19 protein-coding genes are annotated in these 20371 nt (G+C 54.6%); 3 read left to right on the top strand and 16 right to left on the bottom strand.

What is annotated here, in order from left to right; translation table 11 throughout:
* Nucleotides 1-2 precede the first annotated feature (2 nt).
* The 4 genes from glnK to ACMGGX_RS14620 form a co-directional block, all read right to left on the bottom strand.
* The gene (glnK, locus tag ACMGGX_RS14635) at nucleotides 3-341 is read right to left on the bottom strand and encodes a P-II family nitrogen regulator (RefSeq protein ID WP_008503304.1); all 339 of its coding nucleotides are present in this window, start codon (nucleotides 339-341) and stop codon (nucleotides 3-5) included.
* A 220-nt stretch (nucleotides 342-561) separates the two neighbouring features.
* Nucleotides 562-2343 carry a SmdB family multidrug efflux ABC transporter permease/ATP-binding protein gene (locus ACMGGX_RS14630; protein WP_063439857.1) on the bottom strand — a complete coding sequence of 594 codons (1782 nt, stop codon included), beginning with the start codon at nucleotides 2341-2343 and terminating at the stop codon, nucleotides 562-564.
* The gene (locus ACMGGX_RS14625; RefSeq protein WP_420298530.1) at nucleotides 2336-4108 is read right to left on the bottom strand and encodes a SmdA family multidrug ABC transporter permease/ATP-binding protein; all 1773 of its coding nucleotides are present in this window, start codon (nucleotides 4106-4108) and stop codon (nucleotides 2336-2338) included. Before ACMGGX_RS14625 ends, ACMGGX_RS14630 begins: the two co-directional genes overlap by 8 nt.
* A 30-nt stretch (nucleotides 4109-4138) precedes the next feature.
* Nucleotides 4139-4597 (bottom strand): Lrp/AsnC family transcriptional regulator, encoded by a 459-nt coding sequence (locus tag ACMGGX_RS14620; protein WP_023310581.1) that lies wholly within the window; start codon nucleotides 4595-4597, stop codon nucleotides 4139-4141.
* 112 nt (nucleotides 4598-4709) lie between these two features.
* Between ACMGGX_RS14620 and ACMGGX_RS14615 the strand changes: the two genes are divergently transcribed.
* Complete coding sequence (locus ACMGGX_RS14615; RefSeq protein WP_231106094.1) at nucleotides 4710-5759, top strand: PLP-dependent cysteine synthase family protein; 1050 nt, start codon at nucleotides 4710-4712, stop codon at nucleotides 5757-5759.
* A gap of 40 nt (nucleotides 5760-5799) precedes the next feature.
* Here the strand turns inward: ACMGGX_RS14615 and cof are convergent, their stop codons facing one another.
* Nucleotides 5800-6618: an HMP-PP phosphatase gene (cof, locus tag ACMGGX_RS14610; RefSeq protein WP_420298529.1), complete on the bottom strand. Its 819-nt coding sequence runs from the start codon at nucleotides 6616-6618 to the stop codon at nucleotides 5800-5802.
* A gap of 101 nt (nucleotides 6619-6719) precedes the next feature.
* On the opposite strand from cof, the gene ACMGGX_RS14605 reads away from it, so the two are divergent.
* Together ACMGGX_RS14605 and queC are read left to right on the top strand one after the other, a co-directional pair.
* The gene (locus ACMGGX_RS14605) at nucleotides 6720-8420 is read left to right on the top strand and encodes an SgrR family transcriptional regulator (RefSeq protein WP_420298528.1); all 1701 of its coding nucleotides are present in this window, start codon (nucleotides 6720-6722) and stop codon (nucleotides 8418-8420) included.
* Between the two features lie 66 nt (nucleotides 8421-8486).
* Nucleotides 8487-9182, top strand: a complete 696-nt coding sequence (queC, locus tag ACMGGX_RS14600) for a 7-cyano-7-deazaguanine synthase QueC (RefSeq protein WP_023310577.1) — start codon at nucleotides 8487-8489, stop codon at nucleotides 9180-9182.
* A 2-nt stretch (nucleotides 9183-9184) separates the two neighbouring features.
* On the opposite strand, the gene ACMGGX_RS14595 is transcribed toward queC, so the two are convergent.
* The 11 genes from ACMGGX_RS14595 to bolA form a co-directional block, all read right to left on the bottom strand.
* Entirely contained in the window at nucleotides 9185-9514 is a 330-nt protein-coding gene (locus ACMGGX_RS14595; protein ID WP_181594503.1) for an addiction module antidote protein, read from the bottom strand.
* The gene (locus ACMGGX_RS14590; RefSeq protein WP_181594502.1) at nucleotides 9501-9854 is read right to left on the bottom strand and encodes a type II toxin-antitoxin system RelE/ParE family toxin; all 354 of its coding nucleotides are present in this window, start codon (nucleotides 9852-9854) and stop codon (nucleotides 9501-9503) included. Before ACMGGX_RS14590 ends, ACMGGX_RS14595 begins: the two co-directional genes overlap by 14 nt.
* A 48-nt stretch (nucleotides 9855-9902) precedes the next feature.
* Nucleotides 9903-10301, bottom strand: coding sequence for a YbgC/FadM family acyl-CoA thioesterase (locus ACMGGX_RS14585; RefSeq protein WP_181594501.1), 399 nt, complete (start codon nucleotides 10299-10301; stop codon nucleotides 9903-9905).
* A 99-nt stretch (nucleotides 10302-10400) separates the two neighbouring features.
* A complete protein-coding gene (locus tag ACMGGX_RS14580; RefSeq protein ID WP_126796944.1) occupies nucleotides 10401-10781 on the bottom strand; it encodes a helix-hairpin-helix domain-containing protein in 381 nt (126 codons plus the stop codon).
* A gap of 148 nt (nucleotides 10782-10929) precedes the next feature.
* Nucleotides 10930-12801, bottom strand: a complete 1872-nt coding sequence (gene ppiD / locus ACMGGX_RS14575; RefSeq protein ID WP_033144773.1) for a peptidylprolyl isomerase — start codon at nucleotides 12799-12801, stop codon at nucleotides 10930-10932.
* 212 nt (nucleotides 12802-13013) lie between these two features.
* Complete coding sequence (gene hupB / locus ACMGGX_RS14570; RefSeq protein WP_002444653.1) at nucleotides 13014-13286, bottom strand: nucleoid-associated protein HU-beta; 273 nt, start codon at nucleotides 13284-13286, stop codon at nucleotides 13014-13016.
* A gap of 210 nt (nucleotides 13287-13496) precedes the next feature.
* The gene (gene lon / locus ACMGGX_RS14565) at nucleotides 13497-15851 is read right to left on the bottom strand and encodes an endopeptidase La (RefSeq protein ID WP_126543958.1); all 2355 of its coding nucleotides are present in this window, start codon (nucleotides 15849-15851) and stop codon (nucleotides 13497-13499) included.
* Between the two features lie 182 nt (nucleotides 15852-16033).
* Nucleotides 16034-17308: an ATP-dependent protease ATP-binding subunit ClpX gene (gene clpX / locus ACMGGX_RS14560; protein WP_023310570.1), complete on the bottom strand. Its 1275-nt coding sequence runs from the start codon at nucleotides 17306-17308 to the stop codon at nucleotides 16034-16036.
* 126 nt (nucleotides 17309-17434) lie between these two features.
* The gene (gene clpP / locus ACMGGX_RS14555; RefSeq protein WP_010428105.1) at nucleotides 17435-18058 is read right to left on the bottom strand and encodes an ATP-dependent Clp endopeptidase proteolytic subunit ClpP; all 624 of its coding nucleotides are present in this window, start codon (nucleotides 18056-18058) and stop codon (nucleotides 17435-17437) included.
* Between the two features lie 260 nt (nucleotides 18059-18318).
* Nucleotides 18319-19617 (bottom strand): trigger factor, encoded by a 1299-nt coding sequence (gene tig, locus ACMGGX_RS14550; protein WP_023310569.1) that lies wholly within the window; start codon nucleotides 19615-19617, stop codon nucleotides 18319-18321.
* 330 nt (nucleotides 19618-19947) lie between these two features.
* Entirely contained in the window at nucleotides 19948-20265 is a 318-nt protein-coding gene (bolA, locus tag ACMGGX_RS14545) for a transcriptional regulator BolA (RefSeq protein WP_021241655.1), read from the bottom strand.
* Nucleotides 20266-20371 lie beyond the last annotated feature (106 nt).

Raw genomic sequence — 20371 nt, 5'->3', positions numbered from 1 at the left:
ATTTACAATGCCGCTTCGTCAGATTCGCCGGTACGGATGCGAATGACGCGCTGCAGTTCGGCAACGAAAATTTTGCCGTCGCCAATTTTGCCGGTATAGGCCGCTTTGCTAATGACATCAATGACTTCATCAAGCTGATCGTCAGCAATCGCGACATCAATTTTTACTTTTGGCAGAAAGTTAACGCTGTATTCCGCCCCGCGATAAAGCTCGGCATGACCCTTCTGACGACCAAAGCCTTTCACTTCGGTGACAGTCAGTCCCTGAATACCCATTGAAGACAATGCTTCACGCACGTCTTCGAGTTTGAATGGTTTGATTACAACCGTAACCAGCTTCATAGATCCCCTCCAGTCAGAATTCGGTAATGGCCGTAGCTTACGCAGAAGGTATTGCAAGGGATGTGCCAGAAATGAAAACGAGGGGGAACGGCGGCGCACAGAGCATTACGCGGCCGTAATAAACGAACAGGCGAAAAAAAACGCACCATGCCGGTGCAGGGTGCGTTTCAGTTTTGCACCAACAGGAATGACTGTTAGCGCGGCGCCTCATTTTGGTGCATCAGGCGCTAAGCGACTCTTCATCGCGCACGCTGGCCGCCAGCTCTTCGCCCGCCAGCTGCAGCTGGTACATCTGCCAGTAGCGGCCTTTTGCTTCCAGCAGTTCACGGTGCGTACCGCGTTCAACTGCCTGTCCGCGATGTAGCACCAGAATGGTATCGGCATCGACGATAGTGGAAAGACGGTGGGCAATCACCACTAGCGTCGTATGGTCGCGGACCGCGGCCAGCGCCTGCTGGATGGCCTGCTCGGTACCGGAGTCAATACTGGCCGTCGCTTCATCCAGAATCAGAATTTGCGGGGTTTCAATCAGCACCCGCGCCAGCGCCAGGAGCTGCTTTTGCCCGACGGAGAGATTGTTCCCCTGCTCGCCCAGTTTGGTATTGATCCCATCGCTAAACCCGCGCGCCAGCTCTGCCAGCTGCACTTTTTCCAGCACGTCCCAGACCTGCTCCTGGGAGTAGTCTCGCCCCAGGGTCACGTTCGCGTAGAAGGTATCGGCCAGCACGACCGGATCCTGCTGCACCATCGCAACGCCTTTACGCAACACGGTGTGGCTGAGAGACGCGAGCGGGCGCCCGTCGAGGCGGATTTCGCCGTGCGTGACCGGGTAATAGCCCATCAACAGGCTGGCAAGCGTGCTCTTACCGCTGCCGGTATGCCCCACCAGCGCCACGAAACCACGCGACGGAACGTCAAGCGTGATGTCCTGCAGCACCAGCCGGTCTTCACGATAGGCAAACGAGACGCTATCAAAGGCAATAGTCCCGCTTTGCAGAGGCCGCTCGTCATTGCCGTAGGCCTGCCGCGGCCTGTCCATCAGCTCAAACACGCGCTCACCGGCGACAACCGCCTGCTGCAGCATCGATTGCTGGGTGGTAAGCTCGATCAGCGGCTCGTTAAGACGCCCGAGATAGCTGATAAACGCGTACAGCACGCCCACTTCAATCGTACCGTTTGAGCTCAGCCCGAAGAGCATCAGCAGCCCGCAAAGCACCAGCGCCGAGAAAAGGCTCAGCAGCGGACGCAGCAGGAAACCATCAAGCCGCAGCGTCTGCATACGTGCCATGTAGTGCGAACGGCTGGCTTCCCCCATGCGTTCGCCAAAGCGCGCCTGCTGGCGGAACTGCTGGATGACGCTCATGCCGTTGATCACTTCGTTGAAGCCATCGTTGATGTCGGCCAGGTAAGCACGCACCCGACGCACGATTGGCGTGCTGTAGCGCTGGTAAATGACCATGACAATCAGCACCGCCGGGAAGATGGTGATCGCCACCAGCGCCATGCGCCAGTCGAGGCTGAACATCGCCACCAGCATCGCGCCAATCAGCGCCGCGCTGCGTAACACCGTCGCGACCACGGTAACGTACAGATCGCGGATCACCTCGGTATCGTTGGTCACGCGCGAAATCACCTGCCCGACCGGCTGGATATCAAACTCGCTAAGCGGCTGGCGAAGCGCCGCGTCCATCACATCCGTACGCAGCTGCTGAACGACGCCCACGGCTGCACGGTTAAACAGCAGCGACTGCGCATAGTGCAGCCCTGCCGCCGCCAGCTGCAGGCCCACGTAGGCCACGCCTAAGCCCGCCACCAGCCCCAGCGGAAGGTAGCTTTTGGCGACCATGTTGTCGATAAAATAGCTGATGAGCAGCGGACCGCTCACTTCAGCAATCGCCGCAATCCAGAGTAGAAGCACGGCCACGGAGAGCGGTTTACGCCACGGCGAGCCGTAGGCCAGCAGACGTTTGAGCGTCGGCCACATCGTTCCGAGCTTACGCATTGGCGGCCTCCTCATCCTGCTCAGGCGCATCGTCCAGCGCCGCCTCAAGCTGTTGATAGCGGTACATATCGCGATACCAGCCCGGCTGCTCGGCAAGCGTTTCATGCTGCCCGCGCTGCGCAATGTGCCCGTGCTGTAAGACCACAATTTCGCTGGCTTCAGTGAGCGCCGACAAGCGGTGGGCGCTGATTATCACCGTGCGTCCGTCGCCCCACTGGCGCAGGTTATGCAGGATCTGATGCTCGGTACGGCCGTCCACGGCGGAAAGCGCATCATCCAGGATCAGGATTTCAGCATTCAGCAGCAGCGCGCGGGCAATCGATATACGCTGCTTTTGCCCGCCGGACAGCATAACGCCGCGTTCCCCGACTTCCGTTTCGTACCCCTGCGGCAGACGCAAAATATCATCATGTACGCTGGCCAGACGCGCCACATGTTCAATCTCGTCCTGCGTCGCACCGGGGCGTCCCAGGGCAATGTTGTTGGCCACGGTGTCCGAAAATAAAAACGGCGTCTGGCTGACGACCGCCAGGCGACCGCGCCACTCGTCCAGCAGCAGTCTGGTCAGGGGAATATCGTGGAAGCGGATATCGCCCTCGGTGACGTCAAAGTGGCGCTGCAGCAGAGAGAGCACGGTACTTTTGCCGGATCCCGTCGGGCCGCAGATGCCCAACATTTGCCCTGGCTGCAGGGTAAAGCTGACGTTCTCCAGCACCGGATGCTCCGTATGCGGGTAGACAAACTTGCGGACGTCGACGGTCATGACGCCGCGCCCTTCCGGTAAGGCTTCGCTACCGTCGATGACCACCGGCGCTTCGGCCAGCATGGCGCGAATGCGGCTGTAGGCGGCGCTCCCACGCTCCACGATGTTAAACATCCAGGCCAGCGCCAGCATCGGCCAGATCATGAGACCCAGATACATCGCAAAGCTGGTCAATTGCCCCAGGGTAAGCGTGCCCTGCACCACCATCCAGCTTCCGCCGCCAATGGCCAGCATATTTGCCATGCCGATTGCGATATAAATCGTCGGGTCAAAACGGGCGTCGATACGCGCGACGCGCATGTTTTTCGACCCCGTGTCTGCCGCATCGGCGGCAAACAGCGCAGACTGCCGGTCTTCCAGACCAAACGCTTTGATCATGCGGATGCTGGTCATGCTCTCCTGGGTGCGATCGTTCAGAGATGAAAACGCCGCCTGCGCCAGCTTGAAGCGCTCGTGCAGCTGTTCACCATAGCGATTGATCGCCAGCGCCATGATCGGCATCGGCAGCAGGGCGAGCAGGGTCAGCTGCCAGCTGATCTGCGTGGACATCACGATCAGCACCGCACAGCCCATCACCAGCGAGTCCACCAGCGTCAGCACCCCTTCCCCGGCGGCAAAGACCACACGATCGACGTCGTTCGTCGCGCGGGCGATGAGATCCCCGGTGCGATGACGAAGATAAAATTCGGGATGCTGTCGGCTCAGCTGGCGGTAAAAATCTTCACGCAGCTCAACGGCCAGCTGATAGGACGCACCAAACAGCAGCACGCGCCAGACGTAGCGCAGCAGATAAACAATGACCGCCGTCAGCACCAGCGTGCCGACCCACATCAACACCCGTGCGGTGGTGTAATGCTGTTCGGTGACGCCATCCACGACGTACCCCACCACTTTCGGCGGGATCAGCTGCAGGATGGCAATAATAATAAGCAGGGCGACTGCACCGAGGTAGCGTTGCCACTCCCGACGAAAGTACCAGCTTAATTGGGCAAATAATCGCACGCGGTTTGTTCCTGAAGGTATTTTACGAAGTTATTCAATGGGTAATGCTGTGGTGTATTTAATCTGTTCCATGGCGAAGCTTGAGGTGACGTCCGACAAACCCGGGACGCTGTTCACCAGCCGCTTGTAGAAATCATCATAGCGCTTCATGTCGGCCACCTGGACGCGCATCAGGTAATCATACTCTCCGGCCATACGCCAGAAACCGAGCACTTCGGGCATCTCAGACACCTGAGTAACGAAGCGGCAATACCACTCGCTGCTGTGATGCTGGGTTTTTATCAGCACAAATGCCGTCAGCCCAAGCCCCAGCTTTTCGGGATCTAACAACGCGACGCGCCCCAGAAGAATGCCGTCATCTTCCAGCTTCTTTAGGCGCTTCCAGCACGGGGTGGTGGTCAGATTAACGGCATCTGCCAGCGCCTGCAAAGAGAGGGTACAGTCATTTTGCAGCAATGAAAGGAGCTTGCGGTCAATTTTATCTAGCATACCCACCTCACAGAGAAAATTTTTCTCTCTTCATTCTATTTTAAAGGCCAGATAGCAACAATTTTTTCTGTGCTTTTCGCTATCCTAGGCACAAAATGACAAACGGATAACGATGATGAATAGCACCTGGGTTAAACATGCGATCAGCGAAATCAATGCCGACTATCAGCGCTCGGCGGATACGCACCTGATTCGCCTTTCCCTGCCGGGATTTGACGGCATTCAGCTCTATCTGAAGGATGAAAGCACCCATCCCACCGGTAGCCTGAAGCATCGCCTGGCGCGCTCGCTGTTTTTATACGGTTTATGTAACGGCTGGATTAAAGAAGGCACCACTATTATTGAATCTTCGTCCGGTTCAACGGCGGTGTCCGAAGCCTATTTCGCCCGCCTGCTGGGCCTGCCTTTTATCGCGGTAATGCCGTCCTGCACCGCAAAACGCAAAATCGAACAGATCGAATTTTACGGCGGACGCTGCCACTTCGTGGAAAGCGCCTGCGAAATCTACGCCGCCTCCGAAATGCTGGCCCGCGAGCTGAACGGTCACTATATGGACCAGTTCACCTTCGCCGAGCGCGCGACGGACTGGCGCGGCAATAACAACATTGCCGACAGTATTTTCCGCCAGATGACCCACGAACCGCATCCGGTTCCGTCCTATATCGTCATGAGCGCCGGTACCGGCGGCACGTCAGCCACGATTGGGCGCTACATCCGCTGTCAGGGCTACGATACCCAACTAATGGTGGTTGACCCGCAGAACTCCGTGTTCCTCGACTACTGGCAAAACCGCAATGCGGAACTGCGCAGCCCGGTGGGCAGTAAAATTGAAGGTATTGGCCGCCCGCGCGTGGAGCCCTCTTTCATCCCCGACGTCGTGGATGAGATGATGCGCGTGCCAGATGCCGCAAGCGTGGCAACGGCGCACTGGCTGGAAACGCAGCTGGGCCGCAAAGTGGGTGCATCGACGGGCACAAATATGTGGGGCGCACTGCAGCTTGCCGCACGTATGCGCGAAGAAGGCCGCACCGGTTCCATCGTCACGCTGCTGTGCGACAGCGGCGAGCGTTATCTCGAGACCTACTACAACGCGGAGTGGGTGCAGGCCAACATCGGCGACATCGCCCCGTGGAAAGCGCAGATTGCAGACCTGGTGAAATAAAAAAAGCCAGACCGAAGTCTGGCTTGCTGGAAGGGTCTCACTATTCGGGGGAATACGGGAGATTGTTGTTGTCCAGCCAATGCGTCAAAAAATGGGACACTGCTTCATTGCGGCAGTGGCCAATAACCGGCAGATGAGGAAGTTCAGCTTTCAGCTGCGCCATCGCATTCCCCATGATCAGACCGCGACCTACGCTACCGAGCATTTCGCGGTCGTTCATGGCGTCACCAAACGCCATACACTCCTGCAGCGTTAAGCCCAGGTGGTCGCTCAGCACCGCCAGAGCGGAGCCTTTGTTACAGCCCACCGGCAGCACTTCCAGACAATCCACCGCCGAGAAGGTCAGGTGCGCCCGGTCGCCCAGCGCCTCATTCAGCTGAATCCTTAAGCGGCACAGATCGTCGTGATCGCCGCAGAAGCAGATCTTGGTTACCGCATGGGCGGGGATCCGACGCAGATCGATAAGCTGGTATTTGAAACCGCTGTAAACATGCGCATGCAATAATTCCGGGATTTCGCTTCCGGTGAACCAGCCCCGATCGTTAAAGACGTGGACGCTGGCCTGCGTGTCCCAGGTGCTGTGCAGCACGATATCCGCGACTTCCGGGTTGAGATCCTGCCGGTGCAGCACATCTCCTTCTACGGAGTGAATTCGCGTCCCGTTGCCGGTGATCAGAAAGGCGTCGAGGGAAAACGCGCCCAGCAAATGGCGCATCTCCAACACATGGCGCCCGGTGGCAAACGTCAGGGTGACATCACGCTCGCGCAGGCGCTTCAGCGTGTTCAGGGTTTTTTCCCCTAAACGGTGATCCGGCATTAACAGCGTACCGTCCATATCAAATGCAGCGAGCTGAGCCATGATTACTCCCGAAATGTGATGCGGTTAACTTGTGCAACAGTATCGTGTGAGATATACGGAAGTAATAGTGAATAGATGAAAATTATTGTTCCGGGTTTCTTATGCGCCAGCTCAATCGACTCAACCAGTATCACCGCCTCTGGCAGCCTTCTCAGGGTGCAACGCAACAGGTCACCATCAGCGAGCTGGCCGCCCGCTGTTTTTGTAGCGAGCGGCATGTCCGAACCTTACTGCGCCAGGCCCAGGAGGCGGGCTGGCTCAGCTGGCGAGCGCAGTCTGGCCGCGGTAAGCGCGGTGAGCTAACGTTCCATGTCGCCCCGGAGTCACTGCGCAATGCGATGATGGAAGAGGCGCTGAAAAGCGGGCAGCAGCATAACGCGTTGGAACTGGCCCAGCTTGCCCCTGAAGCGCTGCGTTCATTACTGCATCCTTTTTTGGGCGGGCAGTGGCAAAACGACACGCCGACGCTGCGCATCCCCTACTATCGCTCGCTGGAACCGCTTCAGCCGGGTTTTTTACCGGGCCGGGCAGAGCAGCATCTGGCGGGAGAGGTGTTCTCAGGCCTGACGCGTTTTAACGGTAACAGCAGTGAACCCGCGGGCGATCTGGCGCATCACTGGGATGTCTCTGATGACGGCCTGCGCTGGCATTTCTACATTCGCTCCACCCTTCACTGGCATAACGGCGATAAAATAGAAACGGCGCAACTCCAGCGAAGTCTGACAGCGCTGTTGACGCTTCCCGCCCTGCGCACTCTGTTTCAGAGCGTCTTATGTATTGAAACAACGCATCCTCAGTGTCTGACGTTTACGCTGCATCAACCGGACTACTGGCTGCCGCACAGGCTGGCAACCTACTGTAGCCGTCTGGCGCATCCCGACCATCCTGCGGTTGGCAGTGGCCCCTTTCGGCTGGCCGCCTTTGAGCCCGACCTGGTTCGTCTGGAAAGCCATGAGCAGTATCACCTGAGCCATCCGCTGCTCAAAGCCATCGAATACTGGATCACTCCCCAGCTTTTTGATTACAGCCTGGGCACCAGCTGTCGTCACCCGGTGCAAATCGCGATCGGCGAAGCTGACGAGCTGGAAAGTCTGCGGCTGGTAAGCAGCAGCACCAGCCTGGGGTTCTGCTACCTCACGCTTAAACAGAGCGCGCGCCTGAGTGAGATCCAGGCAAAGCGGCTTATCAATATCATTCATCTCTCCAGGCTTCTTCACACACTTCCGCTAAACGAAGGGCTCATCACGCCCACCCAGGAACTGCTTCCCGACTGGGCAATCCCCGAATGGCCTGATTTATCGGACGTAACCCTCCCTGAAACGTTGACGCTGGTTTACCATCTCCCTGTTGAGCTTCACACCATGGCCAGCCAGTTGAAGGCATACCTGGCGCTGCAGGGGTGTCAACTGACCGTCATCTTTCACGACGCCAAGACGTGGGACGGATGCCTGGAGCTTGCCGATGCAGACATCATGATGGGGGACAGGCTGATTGGCGAAGCGCCGGAATATACGCTTGAACAGTGGCTGCGCTGCGATGCCCTCTGGCCGCACGTTCTTAGCGCTCCGGCTTACGCTCATCTGCAAGCCACGCTGGATGCGGTACAGACTCAGGCCCAGGCTCGGGATAGACACGCGGGACTGCAAGCCATCTTTAACCGGTTAATGGAGAGTGCGGTGCTGACGCCACTCTTTAATTATCAATACCAAATCAGTGCTCCGCCTGGCGTGAATGGTATACGCCTCAACACCCGCGGCTGGTTTGACTTTACCGAAGCCTGGCTGCCCGCTCCCAAATCGTGAAGAAGCTGGTCGCCGTCGTGGTCAGACGGTAACATAACGTTTTTACCGTAACAGTCGAGATGATTTATGAAACGTGCCGTCGTCGTGTTCAGCGGAGGACAAGACTCTACTACCTGCCTGGTCCAGGCCCTTCATCAGTACGATGAAGTTCACTGTGTCACTTTCGATTATGGTCAGCGTCATCGCGCTGAAATCGACGTTGCTCGTGAACTAGCCCTGAAACTGGGCGCACGCGCGCACAAGGTGCTGGACGTTACGCTGTTAAATGAACTGGCCGTGAGCAGCCTCACCCGCGACAGTATTCCTGTGCCAGACTATGAACCCGATGCCAGCGGCATTCCGAATACCTTCGTGCCGGGCCGTAATATCCTCTTCCTGACCCTGACGGCGATCTATGCCTATCAGGTAAAGGCCGAAGCGGTGATCACGGGCGTGTGCGAGACCGACTTCTCCGGCTACCCGGACTGTCGCGATGAGTTCGTGAAAGCGTTAAACCACGCCGTAAATCTGGGGATGGCGAAAGAGACGCGCTTTGAAACTCCGCTCATGTGGCTGGATAAAGCCGAAACCTGGGCGCTGGCGGACTACTGGGGCAAGCTGGACCTTGTTCGCAGCGAAACGCTCACCTGCTATAACGGTATCAAAGGCGACGGTTGCGGCCAGTGTGCGGCCTGTAATCTGCGCGCTAACGGGCTAAACCACTATCTTGCCGATAAATCTGGCGTGATGGCCGCGATGCAGAAAAAAACCGGACTTAAATAGGGCTACTTGACCGTGCTGTCGAACAGTTTCACACCGGCAGCACGGGTGACTTTCATCAGCGTTGTCAGCGTTGGGTTGCCGTTGTCTGATAGGGTTCGGTATAGCTGCTGACGGGACAGACCTGCTTTGGCAGAAATTTCTCCGATACCGCCTCGCGCTTCAATGACCTGACGGAGTGCAATGAGATAGGCGGGGATCCCCTGATCTTCATAGATCTCTTCCAGGGCTGTTTGCAAATAACGCTGAGCGTAGGAAGGATTCTCTCGCAGCATTTTCACAACAGCATCATGGTGGCTAACGGAACTCGAATATTTTCGTTCATTGGCGCTCATAGGAATGTCCTTTTGTTTGATGATCTTTCCAGTAATCTATTGCCAGTTTGATATCCGCTTTTTGGCTCTTTTTGTCACCACCGATCAGTAACAATAAAACCTGCCGATTCTCTACTGAAAAATAGATTCTGTAGCCGGGGCCACTGTCGACTCGCATCTCCCAAACACCTTCCCTGAGATACCTGTAATCGCCAAAATTACGTTTTATCGCGCGGTTAATCCGCATAAGGATCCGGAAAACCATATCCGGATCCCTTCGATTCATTCTGGCTACCCACTCCTCAAACGGTACTTTTCCGTCACGGGTCCGGTAGCGTTCAACGACATAGTCCCTGTCCATTATTCTATCCCTGAAAAATCCTTTTGTCTTTTATAAAAGACAAACTTTCTAAGCGATCATCAACTCCAGCTTTTCCCGCAATTCCCCTTCCAGCGGTAGCGCTTTCTGCGTTTTCAGATCGATACAGACAAAGGTGATCAACGCATCTGCGACCACCTGCCCTTCTGGATCGAGCGTCACCACCTGGCTTAAGACCCCGCTTTTGCCATTGATCTGCTGCACCTGGCTGATGACCGTGAGCACATCACCCAGCACGGCCGGACGGCGGTAGTTGATGTTGATATTGACGACCACGAACGCGATGTTGTGCGCGGTCAGCCACTGAAAGCTTTCGCTATTTTCCAGCCCGTCCCAGCGCGCTTCTTCAAGAAACTCAAGATAGCGAGCATTGTTCACATGCTGATAAACGTCGAGATGAAAACCGCGTACTTTGATTTTTGTCTGCATAGCGCAATAGCCTTTACTGTTATTGTAGGAAGAGAGGTCATAACTGGTATGACCTCTTTATCCTGGCAAAATTTTGCCGCAGTGCAAGAAATTGCGTAATTACAACGTCAGGTGTGAGAGGTTGCGCTCAACCAGCGCGCTGCCCATGCCCGGCACCTGCTTGAGATCGTCGACCGTTTTGAAAGGACCATACTCTTCGCGGTAGCTGACGATGGCCTGCGCTTTTTTCAGGCCCACGCCATTCATCGCACGGGCGAGATCTTCCGCTGAGGCCGAATTGATACTGACCCGCGTACCGTCATCATCCGCACTTTTACCGGCGTCTGTCGCTTTGGTTTGCCCTTGCACCGGCGCTGCCGCGTCGGACCTGTTCTGGGTAGCTTGTGTTTTGGCGGCGGGGGCCGACGCCATCGCACCCGCACTCATCCCGGTGGTGGCAATAGCCAGCGTAATTAACAGTGCTTTGATTCCACATTTCATGCTGTTATCTCCTTGTTTGTTGACAGCCAGGTCACAATAGCCGCGAGTTATAACCGGCACAAACAGCAGATTGCAGAAATGGAAAAGGCCGCGAAAGCGGCCTTTAGTTTTTGCAGAGCGTTACGAAAATCTGCGAGCAGACACGTAATTACTGCTGCTGAGTCATCACATCACCCAGCTTGATTTTGGCTTCTTTGCGCAGGTTACTCATCATGGCTTCGAAGGCAATCTGGGCATTGTTCTGGGTAATTCCCTGAACCATAGCTTTCTTCTGCGCTTCTGGCAGGGTACCGGCTTTCACTTCATCCAGCGCCAGCAGAACGACGTTACCCTGCGTATCGGTGGTGGTACCGAAGCTTGGCTTGTCCTTCGCAGGCAGCGTCAGACCAAACGCGGCCTGGCTGATTGGGTCCTGGCCGGTACGGCTCAGCGTTTTCGCTTCACCGAAGCTCAGGCCAGCCGCTTTCAGCGCGTCTTCTTTACCCGCTTTCAGATCGGACAGAATCTTCTCAGCATCCAGCTTCGCCTGCTGTTCCGCTTTGTTGTGCTTAACCTGAGCGACAACCTGATCCTTCACTTCCGCCAGCGGTTTGACCGCTTCTGGCTTGTGTTCGCTGACGCGCAACACAAACGCACGATCGCCGTCGACGGTAATGATGTCAGAGTTACTGCCCGGCGTGCCGTTCTCACCCACCAGACCACCGTTGAAGATAGCATCAGAAACCGGTTTGAAGTTCAGCTCTTCCGGCAGGTTGTCACGACCAAACCAGCCCGTCTCAACCGCCTTCACGCCCGCCGCCTGCTCTGCACCTGCCAGAGATTCGTTGTCGTTGCTGGCAGCATCGCTCACCTTCTGCTGCAGCGCGTAATAGGCATCCAGCGCTTTTTCCTGTTTCACTTTCGCCGCGATATCATCGCGAACGTCAGCCAGCGGCTTGGTTTTCGCCGCGGTGATGTCGTCCAGACGCACGACCAGGAAACCAACGGAAGACTTAATAACGCCTGAAAGCTGACCTTTCTCTTTCAGACCGGCATTTTTCAGCTCGTCAGGGGTGGTCGCGTCTTCCAGCCAGCCCATATCACCGCCGTTTTTTGCAGAGATAATGTCGGTGGATTTCGCTTTCGCAACGGTCGCGAAATCAGCGCCTTTGTTCAGCTCATCCAGCGCCGCTTTAGCATCGGCCTCAGTTTTCGTCTGAATCACGCTGTAGCGGTTACGCTGCGGCTGAGTGAACTGATCCTGATGCTGATCGTAGTAAGACTGGATTTCAGCATCAGACGCGGTTTCCTGCAGCGCGGCCGCATCCAGCTTGATATAGCTCACGCGGAACTGCTCTGGAGAAACAAAGGAGTTCTTGTTCTGCTCGTAGTAAGCGTTAACGTCAGCATCGCTCACCTGCTGTTTCGCCGCCAGGGCGTTAACATCGATAGTCGCTTCGCGTACAACACGCTGCTGCGCCACCAGCGCGGCCAGTTCGTCCGTTTCACCTTTGAGCATGAAATCGGTGCCCACAACGGCATTGATGAGCTGCTGGGTGGTCAGCTGGTTACGCAGCGCCTGAGCGTACTGGTCGGCCGTCATACCCATCTGATTGACGATGCTGTTGTAACGCGCGTTGTCGAATTTACCGTTAGACTGGAAGGCTTGCGTGGAGAAGATGGCTTTTTTCACCTGCTCATCGCTGATGCCAAGGCCCAGTTTTTTGGCATACTGATCAAGCAGCGCTTCGTCGATAAGACGGTTCAGTGTCTGTTGGCGCAGGGTCTTCATGTACCCTTCGTTCGCCGCCAGTTCAGAGAATTGGTCGCCCAGCTGTTGCTGCATACGGTTACGTTCACCGGCAAAAGCATTCTCGAACTGACCACGGCTGATTTCCTGGCCATTCACTTTTGCGGCGTAGTTTGCGCCACCGCCAATAAGGTAACTGCTCACGCCGGTCAATATGAACGACACGATAATGATACCGAAAATAATCTTGAGCACGAGACTGTTAGCAGCCGTGCGTAAGCTGTCCATCATGGTGTAACAACACTCCGCTGTAGGTGACTGGTTACCTGACGCTGACGGAAAATCCTGCCCGTCGCGCGTGAAGGCGTATTGTGACAAGAAAACGGGGCGATTGTCAGCCCACAACTCGCATAAACTCGCACAAATCAGGTCTGGACAAACAAAAAAGGCACATCAAATGATGCGCCCTTGTACTTTCCGGCTTCCCTGAAACGGGAAAGCAATCAGTTTACTGCGTCTTTCAGCGCTTTACCTGCACGGAAACCCGGCACTTTAGCAGCAGCAATGGTGATCTCTTTACCGGTCTGAGGGTTGCGGCCAGTACGGGCAGCACGCTCTTTAACAGCAAAAGTACCGAAACCTACCAGTGCAACGTCGTCCCCAGCCTGCAGAGATTCAGTAACAGAAGCAATTAAAGCATCTAACGCACGTCCAGCTGCAGCTTTAGAAATATCAGCACCCGCAGCAATTTTGTCAATCAGTTGAGATTTATTCACTGTTCTCTTCCTCTCTTTATAATTTATATCGCGCCTGAATCCTTCACAACGCGACCGCGCAGCAGTTATATCAGGCCTGCCATGACCTTACAACACCCGTTGTTGATGGCTGACCTAATCAGCAATCTAAATTAGCTATACAAAAAAAGGCTGGCAAGTGCGAAATGACTTACCAGCCTTGTTTTTATTGACGCTCTTTGCGCGAGGTCACTATTTTGCGGTTACAACCTGCATTCCGGAGGGTTCATTCTGCAATGCGAGACTGAGAACTTCCTCAATTCGCTTCACAGGATGGATCTGCAGGTCGGCAATCACGTTGTCTGGAATCTCTTCCAGATCGCGTTTGTTTTCGTAAGGGATCAATACGGTTTTGATCCCACCGCGGTGTGCCGCCAGCAGTTTTTCTTTTAAACCACCAATCGGCAGAACCTGACCACGCAGCGTGATTTCACCGGTCATTGCCACATCGGCACGCACCGGGTTCCCTGTCAGGCAGGAAACCAGAGCAGTACACATGGCAATACCCGCGCTTGGGCCATCTTTCGGCGTCGCACCTTCAGGAACGTGCACGTGGATGTCGCGTTTTTCGTAGAAATCAGGGTTGATACCCAGTTTCTCCGCGCGCGCGCGCACCACGGTCAGCGCCGCCTGGATGGATTCCTGCATCACTTCACCCAGCGAGCCGGTGTAGGTCAGTTTACCTTTACCCGGCACGCAGGCGGTTTCGATGGTCAGCAGATCGCCGCCCACTTCCGTCCATGCCAGGCCAGTTACCTGACCAACGCGGTTTTCGTTGTCCGCGCGACCGTAGTCAAAGCGCTGAACGCCCAGGTACGCATGCAGATTGTCGCCGTTAATCACAATGTGTTTCAGGCTCTTATCCAGCAGCAGCTGTTTCACCGCTTTACGACACAGTTTAGAGATTTCACGCTCAAGGCTACGCACGCCCGCTTCACGGGTGTAGTAGCGAATGATGCCGACAATCGCGCTGTCCTCGACGGTCAGCTCGTTGGCTTTCAGCGCGTTACGCTCAATCTGTTTCGGCAGCAGGTGCTGCTTAGCGATGTTCAGCTTCTCATCTTCGGTATAACCGGAGAGACGGATCACTTCCATACGGTCCAGCAGCGGGGCCGGAATGTTCATGGAGTTGGAGGTCGCCACGAACATCACATCGCTCAGGTCGTAGTCCACTTCCAGGTAGTGATCGCTGAACGCCACGTTCTGTTCTGGATCAAGCACTTCCAGCAGTGCAGACGCAGGGTCACCGCGCATGTCCGACGACATCTTGTCGATCTCATCGAGCAGGAACAGCGGGTTTTTAACCCCCACTTTCGCCATCTTCTGGATCAGTTTACCCGGCATAGAACCGATGTAGGTACGGCGGTGACCGCGGATTTCCGCTTCATCGCGTACGCCCCCCAGCGCCATACGGATATACTTACGTCCGGTCGCTTTGGCGATGGACTGACCCAGAGAGGTTTTACCTACCCCCGGCGGTCCAACCAGACACAGAATTGGGCCCTTGATTTTGTTTACACGGCTTTGTACCGCGAGGTACTCAAGAATGCGGTCTTTCACGCGTTCCAGACCGTAGTGATCGGTATCCAGGATTTCCTGCGCCTGACGCAGGTCTTTTTTGACCTTGCTGCGGGCGTTCCACGGAACCTGCACCATCCACTCAATGTAGCCGCGTACAACGGTCGCTTCAGCCGACATTGGAGACATCATTTTCAGCTTCTGCAGTTCTGCTTCAGCCTTCTCTTTCGCCTCTTTCGGCATCTTCGCCGCGTCGATCTTACGCTTCAGCGCTTCGTTTTCGTCCGGCGCGTCGTCCATCTCGCCCAGTTCTTTCTGAATGGCCTTCATTTGCTCATTCAGATAGTACTCGCGCTGAGATTTCTCCATCTGCTTTTTCACGCGGTTGCGAATGCGCTTCTCAACCTGCAGCAGATCGATTTCAGACTCCATCATCGCCATCAGGTATTCCAGACGTTCGTTAACGTCGGACATTTCCAGCACGGACTGTTTGTCAGCCAGCTTCAGCGGCATATGTGCAGCGATGGTGTCCGCCAGACGCGCAGGATCGTCGATGCTGTTCAGCGACGTCAGCACTTCTGGTGGAATTTTCTTGTTCAGCTTGATATAGCCTTCAAACTGGCTAATCGCGGTGCGAACCAGCACTTCCTGTTCACGCTCATCAAGCTCAGGCGAATCAAGGTACTCTGCCTTCGCAGAGAAGTGCTCGCCGTCATCTGACAGAGTGGTAATACGCGCACGCTGCAGGCCTTCTACCAGCACCTTTACGGTGCCGTCAGGCAGCTTCAGCATCTGCAAAATAGAGGCCACGGTCCCGACGGTGAAAAGATCGTTTACACCCGGCTCATCCGTTGATGCTTCTTTCTGAGCTACCAGCATGATTTTTTTATCATGATCCATGGCGGCTTCGAGGCAACGGATAGATTTTTCCCGCCCTACAAATAAGGGTATGACCATGTGCGGATAAACCACCACATCGCGCAACGGCAATACGGGGATTTCAATGCGTTCAGAACGCTCAGGATTCATAGAGCTCTCTCTTAGTTAGTGTCCGCCAGGTAAGCTGGTCATGTCACTGTGCTTCACATAACCATTAACATGTATCCAGTATATGGGGATGTTTCCCACACATTCAACGCTATGAATACGGAAAAAGTAAAGGGGAGATAAAATCCCCCCTTTTTGATTAACTGCTTGTATGATTTGGTTAATTATTCGCCAGATGCCTGCTGCGCTTCCGGTTTGCCGTAAATCAGCAGCGGCTTGGTTTGGCCGCTAATCACGGACTCGTCAATCACCACTTTCTCAACGTCTTCCATCGAAGGCAGATCGTACATGGTGTCGAGCAGTGCCGCTTCGACAATTGAACGCAGACCACGGGCACCGGTTTTACGAACCATCGCTTTCTTGGCAATAGCATCCAGCGCTTCGTCGCGGAATTCCAGATCAACACCTTCCAGATTGAACAGCGCCTGATACTGCTTGGTCAGCGCATTTTTCGGCTCTTTCAGGATCTGAATCAGCGCGTCTTCGCTCAGCTCATTCAGCGTTGCCACAACCGGCAGACGGCCGATGAATTCAGGGATCAGACCGAATTTGATCAGATCTTCCGGTTCAACCTGAGACAGCAGTTCGCCTTCGTTTGGTTTTTCCGATGTCGACTTCACCGTTGCGCCAAAACCAATGCCGGAGCCGGTTTCAACACGGTGGGAGATGACTTTGTCCAGACCAGCAAACGCGCCACCACAGATGAACAGGATTTTGGAGGTATCAACCTGCAGGAACTCCTGCTGCGGATGTTTACGACCACCCTGTGGCGGAACGGCGGCAACCGTACCTTCGATTAGCTTCAGCAGCGCCTGCTGTACGCCTTCACCCGATACGTCACGGGTAATGGACGGGTTGTCTGATTTACGGGAAATCTTGTCGATCTCATCGATGTAAACAATCCCGCGCTGGGCTTTCTGTACGTCATAATCGCACTTCTGCAGCAGTTTCTGAATGATGTTTTCGACGTCCTCACCCACATAACCGGCCTCGGTCAGGGTGGTGGCATCCGCCATCGTGAACGGAACATCAAGCAGGCGCGCCAGGGTTTCAGCCAGCAGCGTTTTACCGGAACCGGTTGGGCCGATCAGCAGAATGTTACTTTTACCCAGTTCTACGCCATTGCTGGTGTCGCCGTTACGCAGACGTTTGTAGTGGTTATAGACCGCTACTGCCAGCACTTTCTTGGCCTGCTCTTGTCCGATGACGTAGTCGTCAAGGTGATGACGAATTTCATGCGGCGTTGGCAGCGCGCTGCGCTCACGGTGCGGTGCGACTTCTTTAATCTCTTCGCGAATGATGTCGTTACATAAATCGACACATTCGTCGCAGATATACACGGACGGCCCGGCAATCAGTTTACGCACTTCATGCTGGCTTTTGCCGCAAAAAGAGCAGTACAGCAGTTTGCCCGAACCATCTTTGCGTTTATCTGTCATGAGTCCAAACCTCTTTTTAAGTTCTTTGTGCCGCACATGACGACGCAAATGCCATTCTAAGACGCAAGCTGCAATCAGCAGCGTGCCGCCCTACCTTAGTATAGCGGCACACTCGCGTCGCGGGCATCAATTACGATGGGTCAACACGGAGTCGACTAAGCCGTACTCAACTGCCTCTGGAGCAGAGAGGAAGCGATCGCGCTCGGTATCGCGCTCGATCTGCTCGAGTGGTTGACCCGTATGCTGCGCCATAAGTTCATTCATGCGCGCTTTTACTTTCAGAATTTCACGGGCGTGGATTTCGATATCCGTCGCCTGCCCCTGGTAACCGCCCAGCGGCTGGTGAATCATCACGCGGGAATTTGGCAAGCAGAAACGCTTACCTTTCGCCCCTGCTGTTAACAGGAACGCGCCCATAGATGCAGCCTGACCCATACAGATAGTGCTTACATCAGGCTTGATGAATTGCATGGTGTCATAAATGGACATACCTGCTGTAATCACGCCACCCGGGGAGTTAATGTACAGGTAAATGTCTTTTTCCGGGTTTTCCGCTTCCAGAAACAGCATCTGCGCCACGATCAGGTTAGCCATGTGGTCTTCCACCTGGCCGGTCAGAAAGATAACGCGTTCCTTGAGCAGACGGGAATAGATATCAAAAGAACGCTCACCACGTGAGGTCTGTTCAATAACCATTGGCACCAGAGCCATATGGGGTGCAAAGTTATCTCGTTCGCCACTGTATGACATTTCCGTCTCCTGGATCAAAATTGAAAACACCTGCTGTACTGATTGTAACCTTACGGACGGATTATCAGCCAGTCTCATTCATCATGATTACGTACTTATGGGGTTCACAGTGCCCTATTTCAAGCATAACAACCTTTTGTTGTTACGCTAACACCGAAAGGGCGTTTTAGCACTCTTCCTGGGCTATCGCTGCGATAAAAAAAACCCGCTGCCGCAAGGCAACGGGTTTTCTGTTCAAACTTTAAACCGTTGGGGCGAAATTACGCCTGCTGGTTCATCAGTTCGTTGAAAGAGGTCGCTTTTTCGGTCACTTTCGCTTTCGCCAGTACCGCTTCAACAGCCTGCTCTTCCAGGGCAACGTTGCGCATGTTGTCCATCAGCTCTTTGTTCTTACCGTAGAACTCGATCACTTCTGATGGATCTTCGTATGCAGAAGCCATCTCTTCGATCAGGCCTTTCACACGCTCTTCGTCAGCTTTCAGCTCGTGGGTACGAATCACTTCGCCCAGCAGCAGGCCAACAACAACGCGGCGTTTCGCTTGCTCTTCGAACAGCTCGCGTGGCAGTTCCATCGCTTGCTGCTGGTTGCCACCGAAACGCTGTGCAGCCTGACGGCGCAGAACGTCGATTTCGCTGTCGATCAGGGCAGCAGGAACGTCGATTTCGTTGGCTTTCACCAGACCTTCGATCGCCTGAGATTTCACACGGTTACGCACCGCGCCGTTCAGTTCGCGTTCCATGTTCTTACGCACTTCGGTACGCAGACCCGCTACGGAACCATCTTCCACGCCGAAACGCTTGATGAATTCTTCAGTCAGTTCTGGCAGTTCGCGCTCTTCAACTTTCTTCAGGTTGATAGCGAACTTCGCTGCTTTCCCTTTCAGGTTTTCAGCGTGGTATTCTTCCGGGAAGGTCACGTCGATGGTGAACTCTTCGCCAGCCTTGTGGCCTTTGATACCGTCTTCGAAGCCTGGGATCATACGACCCTGGCCCATTGCCAGTACGAAGTCAGACGCTTTACCGCCTTCGAACTCTTCGCCGTCTACAGAACCGGTGAAGTCGATGGTGACACGGTCTTCAGCGTCAACAGCGCCTTCTTTTTCTTTCCAGTTCGCCTGCTGCTTGCGCAGGGTATCCAGCATGCCGTCAACGTCTTCGTCAGTCACGGAAACAACTGGTTTTTCAACTTCGATAGATTCCAGACCTTTCAGCTCAACTTCCGGGTACACTTCGAACTCTACGGAGTAGGTGAAGTCTTCGCCCAGTTTGTATTCGCCTGGAACGTAGTTCGGCGCACCGGCCGGATTGATTTTTTCTTTGATGATCGCATCAATAAAGTTACGGCTCATCAGTTCACCCAGCACATCCTGACGCACGGAAGCGCCATAACGCTGAGCAACAACATTCATTGGTACTTTGCCCTTGCGGAAGCCGTCAATACGTACTTTTTTTGCTACGTTGACCAGCTCGCTTTTCACAGCAGTTTCGATGCTGTCAGCAGCGATAGTAATCGTTACACGGCGGCCAAGGCCTTGAGTGGTTTCAACTGAAACTTGCATCTTGTTACCTCAAAAAAATCACAGTGCTCGGTCAACTCTGAATCTGTCTGTTATACCGGGATGCTCTCTTAGTGCAGATTCACATTCCCTGTCGCCAGAATCATCCCGAAGACATTCAATAAGACGCGGCATTATAGCGGCATCACTTAGGTGAGTCGAGAACGGTTGGGGCATGTTGCTGCGGCTTTTTTCACACTTTAAGGCTATTTTTAGCCTTAAAATCGCACCATTCGCTCAAAACTCAAACAAAACAAAACGGCCCGGAGGCCGTTTTGAGGAAATCTGTAAGCAACATACTGGAAAAGCTCCAGCCGTTGCAAATCCGATTTATCAGGCGATAGTGCCTGCACCGCGACAGGGCGGCGATGCGAAAACCGTATCCTGCAGGCCTTCCCATTCCTTAATGGTGTAGGTATGCAGTGCCAGCGCATGCACGGTCGTGGAGAGTTCTTCCGTCAAGGTGCTGTAGATCAAGCGGTGTCGATTCAGGAAACGTTCTCCCGTGAAGCGATCGCTAACCAGAACCACTTTAAAGTGGCTTTCAGAACCTGCCGGCACGTTATGACGATAGCTTTCGTCGACGACTTCGAGGAACACAGGGTTGAACGCTGCCCTTAATTTATCTTCTATATGCTCACGTATCATCATGAAATTACTCCTCCGACAACGCCAGGATGTCACCCATCCCTTTAAATGTTAGCCGCTTTTACCGTTTCCATTACACCTTGACAACAAATATTTAGCTTTCGTCTGA

Origin of the sequence: Enterobacter sp. BNK-29, from assembly GCF_048684785.1 — a bacterium.
Classification (GTDB): Bacteria; Pseudomonadota; Gammaproteobacteria; order Enterobacterales; family Enterobacteriaceae; genus Enterobacter; species Enterobacter cloacae_M.
The sequence above is the reverse complement of the archived record's forward strand: the minus strand, read 5'-3'. Positions and strand labels throughout refer to the sequence as shown.